The sequence below is a fragment of the Telluria sp. ZB4P36 genome (genome assembly GCF_059685865.1).
Map to the genome: position 1 here is coordinate 1 of NZ_JCASIE010000010.1, position 23,570 is coordinate 23,570.

At 67.8% G+C, this 23,570-nt stretch carries 17 protein-coding genes; 11 read left to right on the forward strand and 6 right to left on the reverse strand.

All coding sequences use genetic code 11. From position 1 onward, the window contains the following. Positions 1–111 precede the first annotated feature (111 nt). Complete coding sequence (locus tag AC56LK_RS14250) at positions 112–669, reverse strand: hypothetical protein (protein WP_497185153.1); 558 nt, start codon at positions 667–669, stop codon at positions 112–114. Between the two features lie 731 nt (positions 670–1,400). Here AC56LK_RS14250 and AC56LK_RS14255 point away from each other — a divergent pair. Further along, complete coding sequence (locus AC56LK_RS14255; protein WP_497185154.1) at positions 1,401–2,723, forward strand: TonB family protein; 1,323 nt, start codon at positions 1,401–1,403, stop codon at positions 2,721–2,723. Between the two features lie 10 nt (positions 2,724–2,733). Here the strand turns inward: AC56LK_RS14255 and AC56LK_RS14260 are convergent, their stop codons facing one another. Further along, positions 2,734–6,474 carry a PAS domain S-box protein gene (locus AC56LK_RS14260; protein ID WP_497185155.1) on the reverse strand — a complete coding sequence of 1,247 codons (3,741 nt, stop codon included), beginning with the start codon at positions 6,472–6,474 and terminating at the stop codon, positions 2,734–2,736. Between the two features lie 177 nt (positions 6,475–6,651). Here AC56LK_RS14260 and AC56LK_RS14265 point away from each other — a divergent pair, with 177 nt between their 5' ends. The 3 genes from AC56LK_RS14265 (at position 6,652) to AC56LK_RS14275 (ending at position 8,329) form a co-directional block, all read left to right on the forward strand. After that, entirely contained in the window at positions 6,652–7,062 is a 411-nt protein-coding gene (locus AC56LK_RS14265; RefSeq protein ID WP_497185156.1) for a hypothetical protein, read from the forward strand. A 27-nt stretch (positions 7,063–7,089) separates the two neighbouring features. Then, on the forward strand, positions 7,090–7,479 hold the full coding sequence (locus tag AC56LK_RS14270) for a hypothetical protein (RefSeq protein ID WP_497185157.1): 390 nt from the start codon (positions 7,090–7,092) through the stop codon (positions 7,477–7,479). Between the two features lie 61 nt (positions 7,480–7,540). Continuing rightward, on the forward strand, positions 7,541–8,329 hold the full coding sequence (locus AC56LK_RS14275; protein WP_497185158.1) for a hypothetical protein: 789 nt from the start codon (positions 7,541–7,543) through the stop codon (positions 8,327–8,329). 40 nt (positions 8,330–8,369) lie between these two features. Here the strand turns inward: AC56LK_RS14275 and AC56LK_RS14280 are convergent, their stop codons facing one another. Then, complete coding sequence (locus tag AC56LK_RS14280; protein ID WP_497185159.1) at positions 8,370–9,602, reverse strand: MFS transporter; 1,233 nt, start codon at positions 9,600–9,602, stop codon at positions 8,370–8,372. Positions 9,603–9,689: 87 nt separating this feature from the next. On the opposite strand from AC56LK_RS14280, the gene AC56LK_RS14285 reads away from it, so the two are divergent. Further along, positions 9,690–10,475: an AraC family transcriptional regulator gene (locus tag AC56LK_RS14285; RefSeq protein WP_497185160.1), complete on the forward strand. Its 786-nt coding sequence runs from the start codon at positions 9,690–9,692 to the stop codon at positions 10,473–10,475. On the opposite strand, the gene AC56LK_RS14290 is transcribed toward AC56LK_RS14285, so the two are convergent. Beyond that, complete coding sequence (locus AC56LK_RS14290; RefSeq protein ID WP_497185161.1) at positions 10,465–11,709, reverse strand: sensor histidine kinase; 1,245 nt, start codon at positions 11,707–11,709, stop codon at positions 10,465–10,467. The two genes, AC56LK_RS14285 and AC56LK_RS14290, sit on opposite strands and share 11 nt — an antisense overlap. After that, a complete protein-coding gene (locus tag AC56LK_RS14295) occupies positions 11,699–13,045 on the reverse strand; it encodes a sigma-54-dependent transcriptional regulator (RefSeq protein WP_497185162.1) in 1,347 nt (448 codons plus the stop codon). The genes AC56LK_RS14290 and AC56LK_RS14295 overlap by 11 nt, the downstream gene beginning before the upstream one ends. 214 nt (positions 13,046–13,259) lie before the next feature. Here AC56LK_RS14295 and AC56LK_RS14300 point away from each other — a divergent pair, with 214 nt between their 5' ends. The 4 genes from AC56LK_RS14300 (at position 13,260) to AC56LK_RS14315 (ending at position 20,181) form a co-directional block, all read left to right on the forward strand. Further along, complete coding sequence (locus AC56LK_RS14300; protein ID WP_497185163.1) at positions 13,260–14,552, forward strand: efflux RND transporter periplasmic adaptor subunit; 1,293 nt, start codon at positions 13,260–13,262, stop codon at positions 14,550–14,552. 26 nt (positions 14,553–14,578) lie between these two features. Then, entirely contained in the window at positions 14,579–15,259 is a 681-nt protein-coding gene (locus AC56LK_RS14305) for an ABC transporter ATP-binding protein (RefSeq protein ID WP_497185164.1), read from the forward strand. Positions 15,260–15,269: 10 nt separating this feature from the next. After that, the gene (locus AC56LK_RS14310; protein ID WP_497185165.1) at positions 15,270–17,678 is read left to right on the forward strand and encodes an ABC transporter permease; all 2,409 of its coding nucleotides are present in this window, start codon (positions 15,270–15,272) and stop codon (positions 17,676–17,678) included. 148 nt (positions 17,679–17,826) lie between these two features. After that, positions 17,827–20,181: a GH92 family glycosyl hydrolase gene (locus AC56LK_RS14315; protein WP_497185166.1), complete on the forward strand. Its 2,355-nt coding sequence runs from the start codon at positions 17,827–17,829 to the stop codon at positions 20,179–20,181. Here the strand turns inward: AC56LK_RS14315 and AC56LK_RS14320 are convergent, their stop codons facing one another. Further along, positions 20,182–20,823 (reverse strand): hypothetical protein, encoded by a 642-nt coding sequence (locus AC56LK_RS14320; RefSeq protein ID WP_497185167.1) that lies wholly within the window; start codon positions 20,821–20,823, stop codon positions 20,182–20,184. Positions 20,824–20,937: 114 nt separating this feature from the next. Here AC56LK_RS14320 and AC56LK_RS14325 point away from each other — a divergent pair, with 114 nt between their 5' ends. Both AC56LK_RS14325 and AC56LK_RS14330 read left to right on the forward strand, forming a co-directional pair. After that, positions 20,938–21,282, forward strand: a complete 345-nt coding sequence (locus tag AC56LK_RS14325; protein WP_497185168.1) for a four-helix bundle copper-binding protein — start codon at positions 20,938–20,940, stop codon at positions 21,280–21,282. A 258-nt stretch (positions 21,283–21,540) separates the two neighbouring features. Continuing rightward, positions 21,541–23,538, forward strand: a complete 1,998-nt coding sequence (locus AC56LK_RS14330) for an LTA synthase family protein (protein WP_497185169.1) — start codon at positions 21,541–21,543, stop codon at positions 23,536–23,538. Positions 23,539–23,570 lie beyond the last annotated feature (32 nt).

Genomic DNA, 23,570 nt, shown 5'->3' on the forward strand with positions numbered 1-23,570 from the left:
CTTCACGGCTTCTTCCTTGAGTTCCGGGGTGTACGTCTTCTTCAATGTCATCATAAAAGCTCCTGTTGGTGAACTTTACCAAACAAGAGTGTCCGAAAAAATCAGAGTACCTCACCGGTACAGGCGCGTGAATTCGAGCGTTTGAGAGTGGTAGTCTGTCTCACGCTGAATCTTTTCACGTGTCGCGACGTTGATGGGATTGCCAACCTCAGAGGAAAACGAAGGAAGATTCTTGTGGCATGAGGCACATTGCGGCGGTTTTCCCACCGCTGGGCACGTTATAGGAGTGCGACTAGTTCCCCACCCCGCCCTAGGGCAAGCAAAGGCCCAAAGGAACCAATTTTGATGTTGCAGCCCCCAATTGAACCGGCAAACCGGCTGCATGCTTGGATGAAAATTATTGCTTTCGTTGGCATCGTTGCCGTATTCAATATGGTCCAGAGTACCGCCAGGAGCTTCACAAACCTCCTTCGCAAGATCTAATTCGTTGGGGTACATGTAGATGGAAGAGCTGTACCCTTCCAGCGGCGGTCGTGCCAATGTTTCTGCAATGGATGGCGAAGCCAACCCAAGCATTACAAAAACGCTCAAGAGGAAGCGCCATAGCGGAGGTCTTACAGCGTGGTACTGCCATTTGTGCGTTTCGAAAAGAACAAATAGAACCTGCATGATTATTCCAGCTTCGCATTGGGACAACCAACATGATAATTTATATTTCCATGCGGAAACTATCAAAAATTCACGTTTCCTTCGTTGCAGCAAAGTCGGAATTGATCAGGTGCCGCGTTTCGAGTAGCACGCCCAAGTAGAGGATATCAAGGCACGACGAGGTGCTCACACCGGCTCGCAAGGAGCTGATTGATGAGGATACCGTCATGGCGTCCTGCCCCATTGGGAAGCGGCACCTTACTTGCTAGGAAATAGTTCGGATCATTGCGCGAGCATCAATCTGCTCTCGACCTAGGCTGTCTAAAACCTCATAGCAGAATCTGTGAGCCGTGTTTCGCGGGTCGGAACGCGTCCCGACCTACATAGCAGCCCCGCAGTGGTTTATTCCCCACCTCATTGGGGCCCCGGCCTTGCTTCGAGTGGGTTCGGAATGGACTGGCTGTCGACGCTCGACGCCGTCCCCTCCTGGATGGCTCATACCATGTCGGCGGTTTTCCTGACCTCGTTCGGAATAGGGATGAGGGCCGTCACCGTGGCCCTCACTGCCGTGCACGGGGGCGATGAGTGGACGGGCGTGCTCTCTGCTGTCGTGAGTATGTCGCAGCAGATTGGTGCAGCCTTGGCTTGCCATCTTCACGAAGGTGGTTGTGTCGCCGACGCACGAGCACTTGCCGGACGCAGCAATCGATTCTCGTCAAGCAGCGTGACAATCCGCGTATCTGTAGCACCTCATGAACGCGTACATTCATGAAATGAAGACCACCATCCTTTTTTTCGCTGCCGCCGCCTTCATTCTTCCCACGCATGCAAGTGCCGCCCGCATCCAGGACGCGCAGCAGGTGATGGTGATCGATTTGAACGCCTGCCCTCGCCCCGTCTGGCCCGCTGCCGCGCTGGCGCAGCGCGCCGAGGGCAAGACGACGGTCGAGGTACAGATCGGCGAGAAAGGCCTGGTCACCGATGCCCGCGTGCTCGTCTCCAGCGGCAGGGAAGACCTCGACCAGGCGGCGCTCGACGGCATCCGCCGCTGCGTCTTCCGCGCGGTGCTCGCCACGAACGAGACGCCCACCGGCTGGCTCAAGACGCAATATGTCTGGGTGCCTGGTACGGCAAACAGCGCGACGGCGCAGGATGCCGCGCAGCTGGCCAGTACCAGGGCGCTGGCGGCATCCGGCGAGCCGGTCGCGCAGAACAGGCTTGGCGCCTGGTACGAGAATGGCACCTACGTCAAGGCCGACCTGACCCAGGCCGCAGTCTATTACCGTTTGGCAGCGCAGGCGGGCAACGCCGTTGCGCAGAACAACCTCGGGGTGCTGTACAACCGTGGCGCCGGCGTTCCGCGTGACCAGAAGCAGGCGGTCGAATGGTATGCCAAAGCGGCTGGGCAGGGACACGGCTGGGCACAGGCAAATCTCGCCTACGCCTATCAATTCGGGACCGCCGGAGAACGCGATCTCGACAAGGCGCAATACTGGCTGACGAAATCCGCCGAGGGCGGACTGGCTGCCGCCCAGGTTCGGCTTGGCCTGTTGCTGATGCAGCGCGCGCAAACCGATGAAGAGCGTACGGCAGCGTCGGCGTGGCTGGCACGCGCCGCGGCCCGCGACTATCCCCAGGGCCTCTACTATCTCGGCCGCAGCTTCGAACTGGGATTGGGCAATGCCCAGGACGATGCCCAGGCGTTGGCACTGTACCGACGCGCGCTCGGACGTAGCGAGGGCCGCGCCGAAACCGCGTTGGGAACCCTGCTCGAGGCGGGACGGGCCGATATTGCCGGCGACGAGGAACTGAGCCGGCTGTACCGGAAAGCCATGCAATCGCGTTACCCGGCTGCCTTCTATCGCTATGGCCTCCTGCTCGAACGCCAGGGAGAAACCGGCATGGCGGCAGCGGTTCTCCGGCAGGGTGCGGAACTGGGCGACTGCGATGCGGCACTCAAGCTGCTGCAACTGCGGCAAGCGCAAGGCGTGACCGGTGCCGATGCCGCCGACGCCACGCTGGACCCGCAGGCCCGCTTGTGCACCGTTCTCCAGGCCTTGCCACCAGGGCTTTGATCGGCCTGTCTCAGGCTGCCGCGGCCAGCCGGCCGAGCAGCGCGTCGATCTCTTCCAGCCCGGCGGGCTTGGTGAGGTGGGCGTCGAAGCCGGCGGCCGTCGCCTCGCTGCGGTCGTGTTCCGCACCCCAGCCGGTATGCGCGGCCAGCAGCGCGCCGTCCAGGTGCGGCAGCCGGCGCAGGGCGCGCGCCAGCTCGTAGCCGGACAGGCCGGGCATGCCGATGTCGAGGATCAGCAGTTCGAAGCGGGCTTCGCGCGCCAGCGCCAGCGCGGCGGGTCCGTCGTGCGCCAGCGTCACCCGGTGGCCGCGCGCCTCCAGCACGGCGGCGAGCATGGTGGCCGCGTCGACGTTGTCGTCCGCGACCAGGATCGGCAAGCCGCTGGCCCGACCGGCCGGCACGGCGGCGCCGCCATCCGGGCCGTCACCGCCTGCAGGCAGGCAGGCCGGTGCCAACGGCAGACAGAGCGTGAAGCAGCTGCCCTGTCCCACCCCGGCGCTCTCGGCATGGATGGTCCCGCCATGCATCTGCACCAGGCTGCGCACCAGCGCCAGGCCGATCCCGAGGCCGCCCTGGGCGCGGCCGATGTTCTGCGACACCTGGCTGAACATGTCGAACACGCTTTCCAGCGCGTCCGGCGGGATGCCCATGCCGGTGTCGCGCACCGCGACCGCGACGCTCTCGGTGCCGTCGGCGCGCGCCGACAGCGTGACCATGCCGCCCGGCGGCGTGTACTTGCAGGCGTTGGTGAGCAGGTTGGTCAGGACCTGCGCCAGCCGGGTCGGGTCGGCGTCGAGCCACAGCGCCTCTTCCGGCAGCTCGGCATCCAGCCGGTGCCCGGCCGCCTCCATCATCGGCATCACGCCCTCGATCGCGATCGTGACGACCTGGCGCAGCGCGACATGCTCGCGCTTGAGCTCGATCTTGCCGCTGTCGATGCGGGCGATGTCCATCAGGTCGTCGATCAGGTGCACCATCTGGCGCAGCTGGCGGTCCATCATCGTGCGCGCCCGTGCCAGCGTCTGCGGGCTGCTGCCCGGCAGCTGCATCAGGTCGAGCCCGGTGCGCAGCGGCGCCAGCGGATTGCGCAGCTCGTGCGCCAGCGTCGCCAGGAAGCGGGTCTTGCGGTTGTTGGCGTCCTGCAGGTCCACCGTGACCTGGCGCAGGCGTTCCTCGGCCAGCTTGCGCTCGGTGATGTTGCGGCTGACCGTGGCATAGCCTTCGGGCTGGCCATCCTGATCGCGGATCACATAGACAGCGTAGATCATCCAGATCGCCGCGCCGGAACGGACGTGCCGCATGCGCACCTCGGTTTCGCCATACCCGTCGCGTGCGACGCGCGGCAGGAACTCCTGCGCGATGTAATCGCGGTCTTCGGGGAAGAAGAAGCCTTCCACCGGCGTGGCCAGCGCTTCCTCGAGCGAGGCCGCGCCGATCAGGCGCACCGCGGCCGAGTTCAGGAAGAACACGTTCAGGTCGAGTCCGGCCATGCCGATGAAGTCCTCGCTGCGCTCGGCCAGCGAGACGAAGCGCTGGCGTTCCAGCTCGCTCTGGCGGCGGTCATGGATGTCGGTGGTGGTGCCCACCCACTCGCGGATCGCACCGTCCTGGCCGAAGATCGGCACCGCGCGCGCGACGGTCCAGCGGTACATGCCGTCCGCCGTGCGCAGGCGCTGCTCGGACTCGTAGGGGATGCACCGGGCGACACACGCGCGCCAGTGCGCCTGCGCGGCCGCGCGGTCGTCCGGATGGACGGCGTCGAGCCAGCCGAAGCCTTTCCATTCGTCGTAGGTCTGGCCGGTGTAGGCGCGCCAGGTCGGCGAATCGGCTTCCATCATGCCTTCCGGCCCGCAATGCCATACCATCTGGGTGGTCGCGACGATCAGCGAACGGAAGCGCTCCTCGTTCTGCCGGATCGCTTCTTCAGCCTCCAGGCGCTCGGTGACGTCACGCGTGGTGCCGGCCACTGCCTCGACCTCGCCGTCCGGTCCGAACACCGGCACGAAGATGTACTCGTACATGCGGCGCCCGAAGCTGCCGTCGAAGGGCACGATGCCCTTGATCGGCGCCCTGGTCGCCTTGACCTGTTCGATCTCGCGGCCATGCATCTCGGCGTGCCAGGCTTCGTAGCCGAGCTCGAGGCAGGTCTTGCCGATCGAGTCTTCCCAGCTGCGGTTCCACATCTTGAGCAGGACGTCGTTGGCATAGGTGAAGCGGTGCTCGAGGTCGAACACATAGGCCAGGTCCGGGGTGTTCGACAAGAAGGTCTCGTATAGGCGACGCCGCTGTTCCGACGCGCGGCTCAGCTCCTGGAGCTCGCGCTCGGTCTCGCGCTGGCGCGTGATGTCGCGGTACAGCACCGCCACCCCCTCGTCATACGGGTAGGCATGCACGCTGTACCAGCGCGTCTGCCCGTCGCGCTCGTAGGACACCGGCATGGCGGCGGCGACGCGCTCGCGCATCACGCGCCGGTACAGCTCCCCGGCCGCCTGCCGCTCCGAGCCCGGCCACGCGTCCCAGTGCGTGCGTCCGACAATCTCGGCGGCGGACCGCCCGTCCATGGCGGCGCCGGCGGCATTGATCTGCAGGATGCGGTAGTCCCGGTCCATCAGCACGAAGCCATCCTGCAGGGTCTGCAGGATGCGGTGGCTGCGCTGCTGTTCCAGGTGCAGCTGCGCCTGGGCGCGTTCGCGTTCGACGATCGGCGCCAGGTGGCGCGCGCAGATGTCGGTGAGCTGCATCTCACGTTCGTCCGGCACGCGCTGATCGGAAAAGTACATGCTGATCACGCCCAGTGCGCTGCCGTCGTTGGCAAAGAAGGGCGTACTGTACAGCGCCTTGATGCCCTGCTCCAGCGCGAAACCGCGGCACTCGGCGTACAGCGGGTCGGTGGCGATGTCGGCGACGACGATCCGCCGCTTGTCCCTGAAGGCGGTGCCGCAGGCGCCCGCGCCCACCGGCACGCAGCGCAGCGCGGCCAGGCCGGCAGTGCTGATGCCCTGGCTGGCCTGGGTCACCAGGCCACCGGCGCCGGCATCGTGGAGCGAGACCACGCCCTGGTGGCAGCCATGCAGCTGCGTAACGGTGCGCAACACGATGTCGAACTGGCCGGACAGCGTGCGTGCCTCGAGCAGGCGCTCGCTCATCGCATGCAGCTGCTGCCAGTCGCCGAGCTGGCGTTGCAGCTGGTGCTCGGACACCGCCAGCGCGACCTCGCTGCGCATCGCCGCCGCCGCCAGGGCAGCCCGGGTTTGGTGTTCCGCGGTGACGTCCTTGCAGATCGCCAGCACGCCGCGCACCCCGTCGTCGTCCTCGATCGGGCTGTAGCCGTAGGTCCACCAGGCATCGGACAGCACGCCGTCGCGCACCAGCGGCACCAGGTGGTCTTCGTGCCAGGTCGCGCCGCCGCCGCGCATCACCTGCTCGATCTGGGGTCCGATGATCGGCCATGCCTCTTCCCAGCAGGCGCGTCCGCGCTGGCCGAGCGCGGACGGGTGGCGCCGCGCGTCCAGGGTGGCGCGGTAGGCATCGTTGTAGAACTGGATGAGTTCCGGCCCCCACCAGATGAACATCGGATGGTTCGAGGTCAGCAGCAGGCGCAGCGTGGTCTTGAGGGCGGTGGGCCAGGCTGCCGGCTCGCCCAGGGGCGTGGCGTTCCAGTCGCAGGCACGCATCAGTGCGCCCATTTCGCCGCCGCCCGAAAGGAAGGCTGCCGGCGCGGACATCAGCTTGTCGCAATCGGCAGGCAGCATGGCGTCATCAGGTGATGTTGAGGTGGCGGACAGTATAGCCCACCTGCCCGTCTACCCCCTGTCTTGCAGGAAAGCACCACGGGCCTTCCCGTAACGCGCGGAAACGAATGTTTCGTCCGTTACGGTTTGGAACAATTTTGAATCGTGCAGTCGCTCAGCCGGGATTACGATTTATGCATGAACTTCAGCTTTTCAACCCCAACCAGCGGCGAGTGCCTGGTGAAACTCTGGGCCAGCGGCCGCTACGGATTCTCGCTGCCGAAGAAGGTCGAGATCACCGGGCCGGACGGCCTGACCTCGACCTATCAATACCACAGCCGGAAAGTCGGGCTCTCGGCCGAACTCACCAACCGTATGCTTGTCAGAATCGCGATTGCCCACTACCTGGCAGGCGCCAGGGGCGAGACGGCGGACGAGATCCGGCAGATCGACGACACGGTGGCGCCCTTCGACGGCACCCTGAGCCAGATCCGGCCCTTCGCCCCTCCGCCGCCGCCGCCGCGCGTACGGCCCTCGCGGATCATGCCGAAGGCGGCGTCCGTCCATCCGCGGCCAGGCAGGCTCGCCTGCAGCAAGGAAGCGGCATGAACCCACCACCGAAGACGAGGTAGACGCATGCGTATCAGCTTCACTCCCGGCCAGGTCGCCATGCTCGTCGGCAGGGCCGAACGCCAACTCGAACAGATCGTCGCCGACTCGATACGCGATTCCGGCAACGGGCGCAACATCGCGCGCGGCGCGCAGCACATGCTGCACGAAACAGTGGTCACCCTGATCCGCCTGTACCGCGAGCAGGTGCAGGATGGCGCGCCGGTGGCGACCCGCATTGCCCGGGCCTACGCCAAGGGAGCCGACGCCCAGAGCGGGGTGCCGACCCTGGCCTGCGTGCGCAGCATCCTGGCGATCATCCGCGACGCCCGCGCGCTGCTGGCGGCGCCGCAGGAGGAGACGCCGCAAACGGCGCCGCCGCCGGCACCGCAAACACGCGCCAACATAACAATCTGATAGTTTTCCGGCTGCGCCGCCACGCTACACTCCCCAGATCACACGATATTGGGGAGAACCAATGCGCGCACTCTTGAAGCTGTGGAACGCAGTGCTCATCGGCCTGGCGCCGGCCATCGCACTGGCGGCGCTGCCCGACGGCTGCGGGCCGGTAGAGGATACGCAGCAGCTCGCGCGCACGGCGCCCATCATCCTGGTCGGCGAAATGCACGGCACCCATGAATATCCGGCGCTGGTGGCGCGCCTGGCCTGCCTGGCACTGGACGGCGGCCGTCCGGTGACGCTGGCCCTCGAAATGCCGCATGAGGAAGAGGCGCGGCTGGCCGCCTACCTGGCGTCAAGCGGCGACGCCCTGGCGAGCCGCGCACTGACGGCCGATTCCCCGTTCTGGCAAAAGATCCGCGACGGCCGCTCGAGCGGCGCGATGCTGGTCCTGATCGAGCAGGCGCGGCGCTGGCGCGCCCAGGGCAAGCCGGTGCGGGCGATCACGATCGACAAGCCGCGCGCCGCGCCGGGCAGCCGCGACGAGCACATGGCCGCCCGCGTGCGCCAGGCGGCGCTGGACGGACCGCAGACCCTGGTCATCGCCCTGACCGGCAACATGCACAACCGGCTGACGCCTTTCGAAGCCCACGACCTGCCCGTCCCCATCCCGACGCCGATGGGCGTGCTGCTGCGCGACCTGGCGCCGGTCTCGATCGGCAGTGTGGGCTCGCGCGGCAGCTTCTTCGCATGCATGCCCGACTGCCGGGTGCACGGAGAGCAAGACGGCGGCGCGCCCCTGGCCGTGCCGCGCATTACACCAGCCCCGGACCGTGGCCGCGGGCCCTTACCCACCTGGTGGAACTAGGCAGCACGACGGCATCGGCGCCTGCCATCGACGCCCTGCGCTAGGCTGCCTTCCTGCTGCCCGCGACCTGGCGCGCACGGGTGCTCCCGCCCACGCCCACCGCGGTGGCGATCGCCAGCGCCTGGAACAGGGCCACGCCGGCGAACACCCAGCCCGGCCGGCCCGCATCCATCACCAGGCCGAACAGCAGCGGCCCGATCGCCAGCCCGCTGTCCAGGCCCGAGTAGACGACGCCGTACACGCGGCCGGTGGCGCCCTGCGGCGCGGCGGCGCGGATCATCAGGTCGCGCGAGGGTCCCGCCACGCCCGAGCACAGGCCGATCAGTCCCATCAGCGGCAAGGCCATCCAGGACGGACCGGCGCCGGCCGCCAGCACCAGCGCCAGCAGCGCGGCCGCTGAAAACGCCAGGGCCACGGTGCGGTCATGGTGTTTCGCGTTCGCGCCGAGGAAGCCGCCGGCCAGCATGCCCAGCGCCGAGGCCAGCATGTACGCCGTATAGGAACTGGTTGCCAGCGCATGCGAGATCCCGTACAGCGATTCCAGGCTGATGGTCGCGAAGCTCTGGATGCCGCCCAGCGCCACCGCCGTCAGCAGGAAGAAGCCGAAGCACAGCCACACTGCGCGCAGCTTGAGGAAGCCCAGGGCGCCCTCCTTGCCGCCCTGGCTTGCGCCGCTCCGGCGCACGATCGGGTCCGGGTACAGGACCTGCCGGTTCAGCACCAGCAGCGCCAGCACCACCATCGGGATTGCGGCCGCCGACAGCAAGGCGACGCGCCAGCCCTGGCTGGCGGCGATCGCGGCCAGGAAGACCGGCGCGGCAGCCCAGCCGATGTTGCCGCTGATGCCGTGCACCGAGAAGCCGTGCGCCAGCCGTTCGCGCGAGACGCGCTGGTTCAGCAGCGTGTAGTCGGCCGGGTGGAAGATCGCATTGCCGCAGCCGGCCAGCAGCGCCCCCGCCAGCAGGCCGGCGTAGCTGTCGGCGCCGGACAGCACCAGCGCCGACACGCCCAGCATCGACATGCCATAGAACAGCACGGCGCGCGCGCCGACCCGGTCGACCACGAAGCCGGCCAGGGCCTGTCCGATGCCCGAGACCACGAAGAACACCGTCATCAGGAGACCCAGCTCGGTGTAAGTCAGGTTGAAGGCCGGCTTGAGCCAGGGGATCAGGGCCGCCAGGATCAGGTGGTAGAAGTGCGAGGTGCCGTGCGCCAGGCCCACCAGGCCGATCACCCGCGCGTCGTGGCGCATGCTGTTGTTCTGTTTGCTCATCCCTGCCCTCCGGTCGAAAAAGCCAGTGTAAGCAGAATTCCGGCGTCCGATTTAAGATAGCGTGTCAAGATTTATCGAGAATCTGCCATGCGCACCTTGCCTCCTACCCCGGGACCGGGCCCCACCGGCGAGCGCCCGGTCTGCCTGTATGCACGCGACCTGCCAGCCGACGTCTCGGTCGGCGCCCACAGCCACGAGTGGGGGCAGCTGACCTATGCGCACAACGGCATGATGCGGGTGAGCGCGGAAAACAGCAGCTGGATCGTCCCGCCCCAGCGCGCGATCTGGATCGCGCCGCACGTCGTCCACGAAGTCACGATGCTGGAAGCGGCCTGCCTCAGCCCCTTGCGCATCCACACCACGCGCGACCCGTTCCGGGGCGAGCGCTGCCGCGTCGTCGAAGTGGGCAGCCTGCTGCGCGAGCTGATCGCCGCCCTCGAGCCGGGCGACCAGCCGCGCGCTCCGCAGCGCGCGGAACTGCTGGGGGAGCTGATCCTGGACGAGCTGGCGCGCGCGCCCTCGCGCCCGATCCGCGTCCCGCTGCCGGCCGACAAGCGGCTCAGGGGCCTGTGCCAGGCGCTGATCGACGCTCCCGGCGACACCCGGACCCTCGCGGACTGGGCGCCGGCAGTGGGCGCCTCCGAGCGCACGCTGGCGCGCCTGTTCGAGCGCGAGCTGGACATGAGCTTCGGCCAGTGGCGCCAGCAGGTGCGCCTGGCCCATGGCGCCTCCCTGATCGCACGCGGCATGCCGCTGTGGCAGGTGGCCCAGCAGCTCGGCTACGCCAGCCAGTCGGCCTTTACGGCGATGTTCAGGAAAACCTTCGGGACCACGCCGTCCGCCTTCTTCGCGGACGACCGCGTCAGAAGCTGATGATAAAGCGCGCGCCTGCGCCGACCGGCCGCGCATAGCGCACCGTGCCGCCGTTCTCGTGCGCCAGGTGGCGCACCATCGCCAGCCCGATGCCGCCGCCCTGCTTCTTGGTCGTGAAGAAGGGCGTGAAGATGTGCTTGACGAGTTCGGCCGGCACGCCGGGACCGTCGTCCGCCACCTCGATGCGCAGGCGCCCGCCGCGCACCAGCCTTGCGCTGACCCGGGCCCCGCCCCGGGCGACGCCGGCGCTGGCCTCGAAGGCATTCTTCAGCAGGTTGATCAAGGCCTGCTCCAGCTGCCCCGGATCGGCCACCAGCTCGAGCGAGCCGGGTTCCACCGAAAACAGGACCTCGCCGCCACGGGCACGCCAAGCGGGCGACACCAGCGCGCGCACCCGTTCGAACAGGGCGGCGACAAGAATCCGTTCCGGCCGCGCGGCCGGTACGTTCGACAGGCTGCGGTAGCTGGTCACGAAGTCGGCCAGGCTGTCGGCGCGCCGGCTGATGGCATCCAGGGCCGTGACCAGGTCATGCCCGACATCCGGCGGCAAGGCCTCGCGGCAATCCTCCAGCATGTCGCGCGCGGTGCGCGACAACGAGGCCACCGGGGTGAGCGAATTCATGATCTCGTGGGTCAGCACGTGCACCAGCTGGCGCCAGGCGTTCAGGGCCTCCGCTTCCAGCTCGCTCTCGACCGGCATCAGGGCCGCCAGGCGCTGGGCGCTGCCCTGCAGCGAAAGCAGCGATACCGCCAGCATGGCACGCTCGGCCCCGCGCTCGGTGTCGAACTGGATCAGGCTGCGGCGCTCCGAGGCTTCCTGCGCCAGCTGCCGGTACAGCGCTGCCGGATCGCTGGCGCGGCCCGGTGCGACCAGCTTGCGCGCATTGCCGTTCAGGGGCGCCACCTTGCCTTCCCCATGGACGCCGTCGATGCGGAACAGCGCGATCGGCGCGTGTTCGAGGCTGGTCTCCAGCGCCAGCGCATTGTCGACCAGGTGCTGCTGCTCGATGCTGAGCACGGCCTTCGGTTCCGGCGGCTTGGGATGGCGCAGCATGGCCAGGCGGTCCAGGCAGCGCCACAGCCTGAACACGAACGGCAGCGCCGCCAGGCCGCACAGCACCACCAGGCGCGGGGAATCGTGGACCATGCCCGCGCCGAAACCGAGCAGCGCGACGCCTGCCACGCACAGCAGGACGCCGGCTTTGAGCCGGGTCTCCTGTGAGTCAGATGCCATGCTTGCCCAGCTTGCGGTACAGGGCGGCGCGGCTCAGGCCCAGCATGCGCGCCGCCAGGCTGATGTTGCCCTTGGCCTTGTCGAGGGCGGCGGCGATGGTCTCGCGTTCCAGCGTGCCGAGGCTGAATTCCTCGGGCTGCGCCGGCTCGGGCACGGCAACGGGGACGGCTGCCGGCGCGGCCAGCCCGAAGTCCTCGAAGCGGTATTCCGGCTGGGCCGCCAGGATCGCCGCGCGCTCGCAGGCATGGCGCAGCGCGCGCACGTTGCCGTGCCAGGGCCAGGCGCACAAGGCTTCCTGCGCATTCGGCGCCAGCTCGCGCACCGGGCGCCCGTACTGCTGTTCGTACAGCGACAGGTAGTGGTGCAGCAGTTGCGGGATGTCTTCGCGGCGCTCGCGCAGCGGCGGCACGCGCAGCACGATGGTGTTCAGGCGGAACAGCAGGTCGGGCCGGAACACGGCCGGATCGAACAAGCGCGCCTCGTCCAGGTTGGTGGCGCTGATGATGCGCACGTCGATCGTCTCGGCGCGGTCGGCGCCCAGCGGGGTAACTTCGCGCCGCTCCAGCGCAGTCAGCAGCTTGGCCTGGGCGCCGAGCGGCATGTTGCCGATCTCGTCGAGGAAGAGGCTGCCGCCGCGCGCGGCCTGGAAGCGCCCGGCGCGGTCGGTCCTGGCATCGGTGAAGGAACCCTTGCGGTGGCCGAACAATTCGCTTTCGAAGGTCGATTCCGGCAGTGCGCCCATGTCGACCGCCAGGAAGGTGGCGCCGGCGCGCTTCGAGGCAGCGTGAATGGCGCGCGCGACCAGTTCCTTGCCGACGCCGTTTTCGCCCAGCACCATCACATTGGCCTCGGTCGGCGCGACGGCGGCGATCATCGCGCGCAGTTCGCGCATCGGGCCTGACTCGCCCATCAGCGGCGAGGCGGCCGGGGCGGCCGGCGCGGATGCCGCCTGGCGCGCCAGCGCGCCGTCGACCGCCGCCACCAGGCGCGCGTTGTCCCAGGGCTTGGTGATGAAGTCGCTGGCGCCGCGCTTGAGCGCCTCGACCGCCAGCGGAATGTCGGCATAGGCGGTCAGCGCGATCACACCCGGCGGCCGCGGCAGCGCGCGCAGGCGGTCGAGCACCGCGAGGCCCTCGGCGCCGTCGATGCGGCCCGGGGTGAAGTTCAGGTCGAGCAGCACCAGGTCGGGAATACCGTCCGCCAACTGCGCCTCCAGTCCGCGCGGATCGTCCAGGGTCGCGACCCGGCCATGGCGCCGGCGCAGCAGCATCTGCGCGGCGCAGGCGACGTCGGCGTCGTCGTCGAGGATCAGGATGGATGCGGTCGAAGGAAGCATGCAGGGTGGGCGCAGGTAGGAACAAAGCGCATTCTAGCAGCGCAGAAAGGGCAAGTGATCGTCCGCCGGACAGCTGTCCGCCTGCGAACATGCATACCTGTCCGGATCCGGACACTTTTGTCCGAAACCCTGTCCGGACGGGCGAAAAAACGGGTGGCACGGAAGTTGCGATGACTGAGGCATCGCAAACCAGTCATACGCTGATTCTGAAAACATGGACCGACTCCCTCCCCAAGCCGTCACCGGCGCCGCCATGGATGCGGTGCTGCCCAAGCGCCGCAGCAAGCTGTATCTGCGTGCCGGCCGCAGTTTAGCCCTGCTCGCCCTGCTGGCCGCCTTCGGCGCCGCCGCCTGGCACTTCATGCCGCACGGCCTGCAGGTGGCCGCCGCCGACGTGCGCTTGGCAAGCGCCGCCAACGGCATCTTCCGCGACGACATCGTGGTGCGCGCCAGCGCCCAGCCGCTGAATTCGATCATGCTCGACTCGGTCGAATCCGGCCGCGTCGAAGAAGTGCTGGTGCAGGACGGCCAGTCGGTCGACAAGGGCCAGCTGCTGTTCCGCCTGTCCAATCCACAGCGCAACCTGGCCCTGCTCGAGCGCCAGGCCGAGCACGCGCAGCAGATCTCCAACCTGGCGAACCTGCGCGTGGCCCAGGAAACCAGCCGCAGCGAGCATCGCCGCCGCTTGTCGGACGCGCAGTATGCCGTGCAGCAGGCCGAGAAGCAGCATGCCCGCAACAGCCGCCTGTCGCAGCAGGGCTTCATCTCGGCGGTGGCGCTGGAAGAATCCGCCGACAGGCTGGCGCAGCAGCGCCGCACCCTCGACAACGAGCGGCGCCGCTTCGACATCGAAGAAGGCGTGCGCCAGCGCGGCCTGCAGCAGATGGAGACCGCCATCGACGGCCTGGCCTCCGGCCTGCGGCTGGTCAGCGCCACCGTCGATGCGCTCGCGGTGCGCGCTCCGGCGGCCGGCATGCTCACCGATTTCCGCCTGCAGGTGGGCCAGACCGTGCAGCCGAACCAGAACATCGGCCGCATCGACGATCCCAAGCGCTTCAAGCTGTCGGTCCAGATCGACGAGTTCTACCTGCGCCGCATCACGCGCGGCCTGTTCGGCAGCGCGACCCAGGATGGCAAAGCCTACCCGCTGCAGGTCAGCGCGGTGTTCCCGCAGATCCGCGAAGGCCGCTTCACCGCCGAGATGGTATTCACCAAGGACCAGCCGGCCGTGATCAGTCCGGGCCAGAGCCTGGACGCCCAGCTGACCCTGGGCCAGTCGGTCCAGGCCCTGCTGCTGCCGACCGGCGCCTTCGTGAACGACACCGGCGGCGCCTGGGTCTTCGTGGTCGACAAGGCCAGCGGCCGCGCGGAAAAGCGCCCGGTGCGCCTGGGCCGCCGCAACAACAGCCACGTCGAGGTCCTGTCGGGCCTGGCCGCCGGCGAGCAGGTCATCATTTCCGGCTACGGCCCCTTCGGCAAGGCCGAGCAGCTCCAGGTCAATCAATAAAACAATTCAACACGAAAGGAAGCAGCATGCTGAAACTCAGGGGCGTCTCCAAGATCCACCTCGCGGGCGAAGTCCAGACCCGCGCCCTCGACCGTGTCGATCTCGACATCGCGGCCGGCGAATACGTCGCCATCACCGGGCCTTCCGGCTGCGGCAAGTCCACCCTGCTGAGCGTACTCGGCCTGCTGGACGTGCCGAACGAGGGCGAGTACTTCTTCGAAGGCCAGAACGTGGCCGGCTGGAGCGAGGCGCGCCTGAACGCGCTGCGCCGCGGGCGGGTCGGCTTCATCTTCCAGAGCTTCAACCTGATCGAGGAGCTGAGCGTCTACGAGAACGTCGAACTGGCGCTCGAGTACACCGGCACCCCGGCGGCCGAGCGGCGCCGCCGCGTCGACGCCATGCTGGACCGCCTCGGCGTGGCGCACCGCGCCAAACACCGCCCTTCCCAGCTGTCGGGCGGCCAGCAGCAGCGCGTCGCGATCGCGCGCGCCCTGGTGGCCAAACCGGCCATGCTGCTGGCCGACGAACCGACCGGCAACCTGGATACGGCCCATGGCGACGAGGTGATGCGCCTGCTGCGCAACATCAACGCCGAGGGCACCACCGTGGTCATGGTCACCCACTCGCCCGCGCACGCGGCCCAGGCCTCGCGCACCCTGCACCTGGTCGACGGCCGCGTGGTGGTCGACGCCCTGCAGGCAGCATGAGGAGCCAGCGATGATCTTGCGCGACTTCCGCATCGGCTGGCGCCTGCTGGTCAAGGAATCCAGTTACTCGGCCGTGGTGGTGCTGGGGCTGGCGGTCGGCTTCGCCGCCTGCTTCCTGCTGCTCGGCTACGTGGCCCATTCGCTGTCCTACGACCGCCACGTGCCGCAGCGTGAGCATATCTACCGCCTCATGCAGAAATGGAATACCTCGGGCGCGAGCGGCCACTGGAACGATTCGACCAGCCTGCCCGCCCGCGACGCCATCGTCGCCAGCGGCGCGCCGCTGCTGGCCAGCGCCTTCATCGCGCGCGACATCGACGTGCGCTCTGTCGTCAACGGCAATGCCCAGGTGCAGACCATCAGCCTGACCGTGGTCGACCCCGACTTCCGCCGCATCTTCAAGCCGCCGGTCCTCGCCGGCGACCTGGCCGCCGCGCTGGCCCGCCCGGATGCCCTGGCCCTGACCCGCGAAACCGCGGTCAAGCTGTTCGGCAATACCGACGTGGTCGGCAAGACGGTGCAGGTGGGGGGCCAGCCCTACCAGGTGCTGGCGCTGCTGGAAGACCAGCCGGCCGCCACCACCCTGCCCTATGCCTCGCTGGCCGGCAGCAAGACCTCGATCTGGCACCCGGAATACCGCCAGCTGGTCACCACCAACTGGGGGTCCTCGCACGGCGGCGTCTATGTCAAGCTGCTGCCCGGCGCCCGCACCGCGCTCGATGCGGTGCGCCGCGCCATGCTGGCCTCGAGCTTCTACCAGCGCCAGAGCCCCGAGCAGATCGCGTCCCTGAATGGCCGCGACATGATCGATTTCCGGCTCGGCCCGCTGGGCGAAGCCTACCTCGACCCGCTCATCAAGGGGTCGACATCGACCCACGGCGACCGCAAGACCATCTTCGGCCTGGCCGCGGTCGGCGTGCTGATCCTGGTGCTGGCCGCCACCAACTACGTCAACCTGGCCACCGTGCGCACCCTGCGCCGGCAGCGCGAAATCGCGGTGCGCAAGGTGCTCGGCGCGTCCACCCAGGCGGTGAGCCGCCATTTCCTGGCCGAGTCGGTACTGGTGTGCCTGATCGCGACCGCCATCGGCCTGCTGCTGGCCTGGCTGCTGCTGCCGGTGTTCTCCGACCTGGTGCAGCGCAAGCTGGACCGCATGTTCACCCCGGCCTCGCTCGGGCTGAGCGTGCTGCTGGGCGTATTCGTCGGCGTGCTGGCCGGCGCCTATCCGGCCTGGTCGGCCATCAAGGTGCGCCCGACCTCGGCCCTGGCCGGCCGCGGCAACAGCGAAACCGTGGGCGGCCTGCGCCTGCGCCGCGTCCTCACGGTGCTGCAGTTCGCCACCGCGATGGGCCTGACCGGCCTGACCCTGGCGGTGGCCTGGCAGACGCGCTACGCCAGCAATCTCGATCCAGGCTTCGACGCGGCCCCGCTGCTGATCGTGCCGACCGCCGACGACATGCGCAGCGCCAACGTGCGCGCCTTCCGCGACGCCCTGGCGCGGCTGCCGGGCGTGTCCGGCGTGGCCGTCAGCGATGCCCCGGTGACCATCAACTTCAACAGCACTGCCCTACAGCGCGACGGCGGCGCCCCGATCGAGATCAACTGGTCCCGGGTCAGTCCGGAATTCTTCGGCGTCTACCGGCTCAAGCCGGCGGCCGGACGGGCGTATGAGGCAGCGCGCGACAAGCCCGAGGACGAGAACAAGATCGTCATCAACGAGGCCGCGGTGCGCAAGTTCGGCTTCGCCAGCGCCCAGGATGCGGTCGGCAAGTTCGTCCGCACCCCGCACGACAAGGACGTCATGCAGGTGCTCGGCGTGGTGCCGGACATCCGCCACCGCTCGGCCCACGAGGAAATGCAGGCCACGGTCTACTTCCTGGGCGACCGCACCGGCATCTTCACCGTCCGCGCCGAGCAGGATCAGGCGGCGGTCCAGCGCGCCATCGAGGAACTGTGGCCGCGCTACTTCCCGAACGACGTGCTGGAGGTGCGGCGCATGGCGGCCATGTTCGCGTCCAGCTATGCGGACGACCTGCGCCTGGCCAAGCTGCTGGCCGCGTCGAGCGTGATCGCCACGGCCATCGCCGCCTTCGGCATCTATGTGCTGGCGGCCTACAGCGTCCAGCGCAAGGCGCGCGAGATCGTGCTGCGCAAGCTGTACGGCGCCGGCCACTCGGCCATCGGCCGCCTGGTGGCGCGCGAGTTCGTGGTGCTGATCGGGATCGGCGCCCTGTTCGGCCTGCCGGTGGCCTTCGTGGCGGTCCAGCGCTATCTCGCCAGCTTCACCGAGCAGGCGCCGGTCGGGGCCTGGACCCTGGCGGGTGCCCTGGTGGTGGCGGCGCTGGTGGCGATGGGCTCGACCGCCCGCCACGCGGTGGCGGCAATGCAGATTCGTCCGGCGCAGGCGCTGCGCGAGTAAGGGCGAAGGCCGGATGCCCAACGCATCCGGCCTCTTGTTTAGTAAACCAGCTAAACAATGGCTGAGTTTCGGCCGCAATATTGCTCAAAAAGCAAACTGAGCTTATACATGGGGACACGATTCGTTTGCCGTCATCGTTGGAGACCCCATGACCGTTCGCACCACCCGCACAGCCATCTGCCACCCTGCCCTGGTCCTGTTGGCCGCACTTGCCACCGGCATGGCGCCGGCGCAGGCCGCGGCGCCCGGCACCCCGGCCGCCGCCGTCAACGTCTTCATCGGCACCGGCGGCGACGGCCACACCTTCCCCGGCGCCTCCCGCCCCTTCGGCATGGTGCAGCTCAGTCCCGACACCCAGGTGCGCCACTTCCGCCAGAGCTACCCCTGGGCCGCCGGCTACCGCTACGAAGACACGTCGATCCTCGGCTTCTCGCATACCCACTTTTCCGGCAGCGGCCACTCCGACCTGGGCGACGTGCTCCTGATGCCGTATAGCGGCGAGACCAAGCTGGAGCCGGGCTATCCCGAGCGCCCCCACTCCGGCTACCGCTCGCGCTTCTCGCACGAGCAGGAAAAAGCGGAACCGGGCTACTACGCGGTGCGCCTGAAGGACAACGAGGTGGACGTGGAACTCACCGCCAGCGAGCGCGTGGGCCTGCACCGCTACCGCTTCGGCAAGGATGCGCAGGCCAAGGTGATCCTCGACCTGCGCGGCAGCATCTACGACCACGCCGGCAAGAACCTGTGGTCGCGCCTGCGCCTGCGCGACGCCCATACCCTGACCGGCATGCGCGAGACGCGCGGCTGGGCGCCCGGCCGCCAGCTCTACTTCGCCGTGAAATTCTCGCGTCCCATGAGCGCGCACCAGCTGCACAACCGCGAGGAAGCCATCGAGTACCGCGGTTTCGCCGCGCCGGGCAAGACCCCGGCGGACAAGGTGCTGATCGAGGGCAAAGCCCTGGTGGCGGCGCTGGAATTCGGCGCCCCGCCGGATGGCACCCTGCTGGTGAAGGTGGCGCTGTCGCCGGTCAGCGAAGACAATGCGCTGGCCAACCTGGACGAGATGCCGGGCTGGGACTTCGACGCCGAGCGGGCCACCGCCTCCAGCGCCTGGAACGGGGCGCTGTCCAGCGTCAAGGCCGAGGCGCCGGAACCGATGCGCACCATGTTCTACACCGCCCTGTACCACAGCATGCTGGCGCCTTCGCTGTTCATGGACCGCGACGGCCGCTACCGCGGGCCGGACAACCAGGTGCACCAGGCCAAAGGCTTCAACTTCCATTCGACCTTCTCGCTGTGGGATACCTACCGCGCCCTGCACCCGCTGCTCACCCTGGTGGCGCCGGAAAAACGCAATGCCGACTTCGTGAATTCCCTGATCGCGGCCCGCGAGCACAGCCCCTACGGCATCCTGCCGGTGTGGTCCTTCCACGGCCTCGAGACCTGGTGCATGATCGGCTACCACGCGGTGCCGGTGATCGCCGACGCCTACATGAAGGGCATCCGCGGCTTCGATGCGGACAAGGCCCTGGCCGCGATGCGGGCCAGCGCCGAATACGGCCCCTACGGCGGGCTGGAACACTACATGAAGCTCGGCTACGTGCCGATCGACCGCGAGCCGGAAGCCGCGTCCAAGACCGTGGAGTATGCCTTCGATGACTGGACCATCGCGCGCATGGCCGAGAAGATGGGCAGGAAGGATGTCGCCGCTACTTACTACAAGCGGGCGCAGAACTACCGCAACGTGTTCGACAGGGAGACCGGTTTCATCCGCGCCCGCAAGTCGACCGGCGAATTCCGCACGCCCTTCAACCCGGTGCAGTCGAACTACGGCAGCGACTACACCGAGGGCAGCGCCTGGCAGTATTCCTGGTATATGCCGCACGATAATGCGGGACTGATTTCCATGCTGGGCGGCGATACCGCGCTGGCGGCAAAGCTCGACCAGGTGTTCGACGCCAGGATCGACGACAAGGTCTACGGCCACATGGAAGACATCTCCGGCCTGATCGGCCACTACGCCCACGGCAACGAGCCTTCGCACCACGTGGCCTACCTGTACAACTATGCGGGCGCGCCCTGGCGTACCCAGGAGCGCCTGAGCCACATCATGGCGACCCAGTACGGCAACCGCCCGGACGGCCTGTCGGGCAACGACGACCTGGGCCAGATGTCGGCCTGGTTCGCGTTTACCGCGCTGGGCTTCTACCCGGTGGCGCCTGCTAGCGGCGAGTACGTGATCGGGCGTCCCTTCCTCGACAAAGCCCAGCTGGCCCTGCCGAACGGGAAGCGCTTCACGGTACGCGCCGAACAGTTGTCGGACGCGAACCGCTACGTCGGCCGCGTCACCCTGAACGGCAAGCCGCTGGCCCGGACTTACCTGAAGCACGAGGAGCTCAGCGCCGGCGGGGAGCTGGTGTTCACGATGCAGGCGACGCCGAACAAGGACTGGGGCAAGGAGCGCGCTGCCCGTCCCTACACCCAGACCGCCTACCAGCCGTGATCAGCGCAGGTCGCCCGTCTCGAAGTAGATAGTGCCGCGTACCGGAGCCAGGCGCTTGATCTGTGCTTCCGGGTTGTCGAGACCGGACTTGCGGATCGTGAGCGGGGACGGCGCCGGCGCGGACAGCGCGACGATGTGGTCGAAGTCGGGCCGGCTGTCGATTTCCTTGACCAGGAAGCGGCCGACCGGCAGGTAGCGCGCCTCGAGGCGGCTGCGCACGGCAGGGTCGAGCCGGCGGTACAGGATCACCTGCTCGACCATGAACTGCGCCGCGGCATGCACGCGCTTGCCCTCGCGTTCGAAGTGGCCGTTGAAGACATCCGCGCCGAATGCGCGCAAGGGCGAGGCGTTGGCCGGATCGAGCCGCGACAGTTCAAAACGCTCCGGCTCGATGGTCCACAATGCCGTCTTCCGGTCCAGCTGCGCGCGCAGGGCACGGTCGAGCGCAGGGTCGGCCAGCTTCACCCTGAGCACCACCTGGTGCTCGTGCGGCGCACGGAACAGCGGCAGGTGCGAGAGGTAGAGCCCGTCGCGGTCGCCGAACAGGGCCATGCCATGGGTGCCGAAGCTGTGGTCATGCGCGTGGGCGGTGCCGCCCGTCAGGGCGAGCAGCAGCAGGAGAGCAAACAGGCGACGGATCATGGGAGCGATGCGATGGAGGACAAACCGGCATTATGCCTTCTTTCATCGCGGAATCGGACGCTCGGCAGGCAGGCGATGCGCTAGCATGGGCGCCTACACAGCAAGGAGACCAAGATGGGCGAATCCGAAATGGCGAACGTGCAGTCGTGCATCCAGGCTTGCGAAGAGGCGATGCGGGCCTGCCAGGCCTGTGCGGCAGCCGACATCCGCGAAGGCCGGAACAACTGCGCGCTGATCAACCTCGACTGCGCCGACATCTGTGCGGCCACCCTCAACGTACTGTCGCGCGGCTCGCCCCACCACGGCGACTTCTGCGCGCTGTGCGCCCACATCTGCCGCGCCTGTGCCGCGGAATGCGCCAAACATGCGGCCATGCACCGGCATTGCGCCGACTGCCGGGCGGCCTGCGAACGCTGCGCCGCCGAGTGCGACAAGCACGCGCGCGAACGCCACATCTGACGGTGCCGGCGGCCACGCCGCCGCCTTGCCTCCCTTGCCAGCTTCCGGGCTGGCCTCGCCGCGTCCATGTCACCGGAGGGCAACAGTTGTGCCAGACCGTCAAGATTTGACCCGGCAAAAACCTCCCTTTTCCGCGTGGCATCAGCTATGATTTGTCCATACATATGCATATAGGCTGCGGCGCTTACCAGTGCCGGGCCACCGGACATCGCCTGGCGATGTGTGTTCCACGTCAACAGGCGGCCTTACGCGGTTTCCATGATTCCAACAGCATCGGGCATTACCCAGCAGGACAAGACCCCTTCCGCGCGGCTGGCGCGCTTCACCCGCTGGGCCGGGCCCTATGCCAGCCTGCTCCAGATGCTGCTCATCGGGCTGGCTTTCCTGAGCCTGTCGCGCCTGGGCCTGGCCGTCTGGCAGTGGGACCGGGTGCAGGCCACCGGCATCTCGGGCGTCCTCTTCCTGCAGGGCCTGCGCGCCGACCTTATCCTGCTCGGCTATTTCCTGGCCATTCCGCTGCTGCTGGCGCCCCTGCTCGCGCACCGCTTCGCGGCCCGCTTCTGGCGCGCGGCCACGGTGGGCTGGGCCACCTTCGCCCTCGTTTTCATCGTCTTCATGGAACTGTCCTCGCCGCAGTTCATCATGCAGTACGACGTACGCCCGAACCGCCTGTTCATCGAATACCTGAGCTATCCGCGCGAAGTGTTCGCGACCCTGTGGAACGGCTTCCGCACCGCCCTGCTGCTGGGCGTGGGTGCGACCCTGGTGCTGGCCGTGGTCCTGTTCCGGCTGCTGCAGCGCGCCTCCTCGGGCATGCACATGTGGACCTCGCGCAAGCTGCTGCTGCTCTGGCCGCTGCTCTGCCTGGCCGTGATCATGCAGGTGCGCTCGACCACCGGCCACCGCCCGGCCAACCCCGCCCTGTTCGCGCTGACCGGGGACTCGATGGTCAATTCCCTGATCATCAATTCGGCCTGGTCGGTATTCGACGCCCTCGGCTCGATGCGCAAGGAAGCCGTGTCGTCCGAGATCTACGGCGACATCCCGCGCGCCAAAGTGCTGGAGCAGGTGAAGGCGGCGCCCTGGCTGCGTGAGGCCCGCTTCGACAACCCGCAACTGCCGACCCTGCATCACCAGCAGGCCGCGATCGCGCGCGCGCGGCCGCTCAACCTGGTGATCGTCCTCCAGGAAAGCCTGGGCGCGACCTTCGTCGAATCGCTGGGCGGCCTGCCGGTGACGCCGGAGCTGGAAAAGCTGAAGCACGAAGGCTGGTGGTTCGAGCAGCTGTACGCCACCGGCACCCGCTCGGTGCGCGGCATCGAAGCGGTGGTCGCCGGCTATGCGCCGACGCCGGCGCGCAGCGTCGTCAAGCTGTCGCTGGCCCAGCAGAATTTCTACACGCTGGCGGCCGGCCTGGGACAGCAGGGCTACCAGACCGAGTTCGTGTACGGCGGCGAAGCCCACTTCGACAACATGCGCAGCTTCTTTACCGGGAACGGCTTCCAGCGGGTGGTCGACATCGGCCAGATGCGCCCGAACTTCGTGGGCAGCTGGGGCGCCTCGGACGAAGACCTGTTCGACAAGGCGCTGGAGCGCCTCAAGGACCTGCACGCGCAGAAGAAGCCCTTCTTCAGCTTGGTGTTCACCTCGTCCAACCATGAACCCTTCGAATTCCCGGACGGGAAAATCGCGCTGCACGACCCCACTAAACAGACCGTCAACAACGCGGTGAAGTATGCCGACTACGCGCTCGGCAAATTCATCCGCGCAGCGAAGCAGCAGGACTACTGGAAGGACACCCTGTTCCTGATCGTGGCCGACCACGACAACCGGGTCTACGGCAATGCCCTGGTGCCGATCAAGAAGTTCCACATCCCGGGCCTGATCCTCGGCGCCGACATCCAGCCAAAGCGGATCGCCACCATCGCCAGCCAGGTCGACCTGGGCCCGACCCTGTTGTCGCTGCTGGGCGTATCGAGCACCCACCCGATGATCGGCCGCGATTTCGCACGCGACAGCACGACGCCAGGCCGCGCCCTGATCCAGTTCGACAACCTGTTCACCTGGCTGGAGGGCAGCTCGGCCACGATCCTGCGGCCCGGCAAAGCCCCCCTGCTGGGCCGCTACGATGCCGCCACCGGCGTCCTCGATCCGCATGCGGGCACGCCCAGCCAGGCCCAGGTCGACCAGGCGATGGCACACGTGATGCTGCCTTCCCTGCTCTACCGCGAACAGCGCTACCGGCCGGCACCCTAGGCTTGCAGCGCGGCAGCGCTGGAAACAAAACT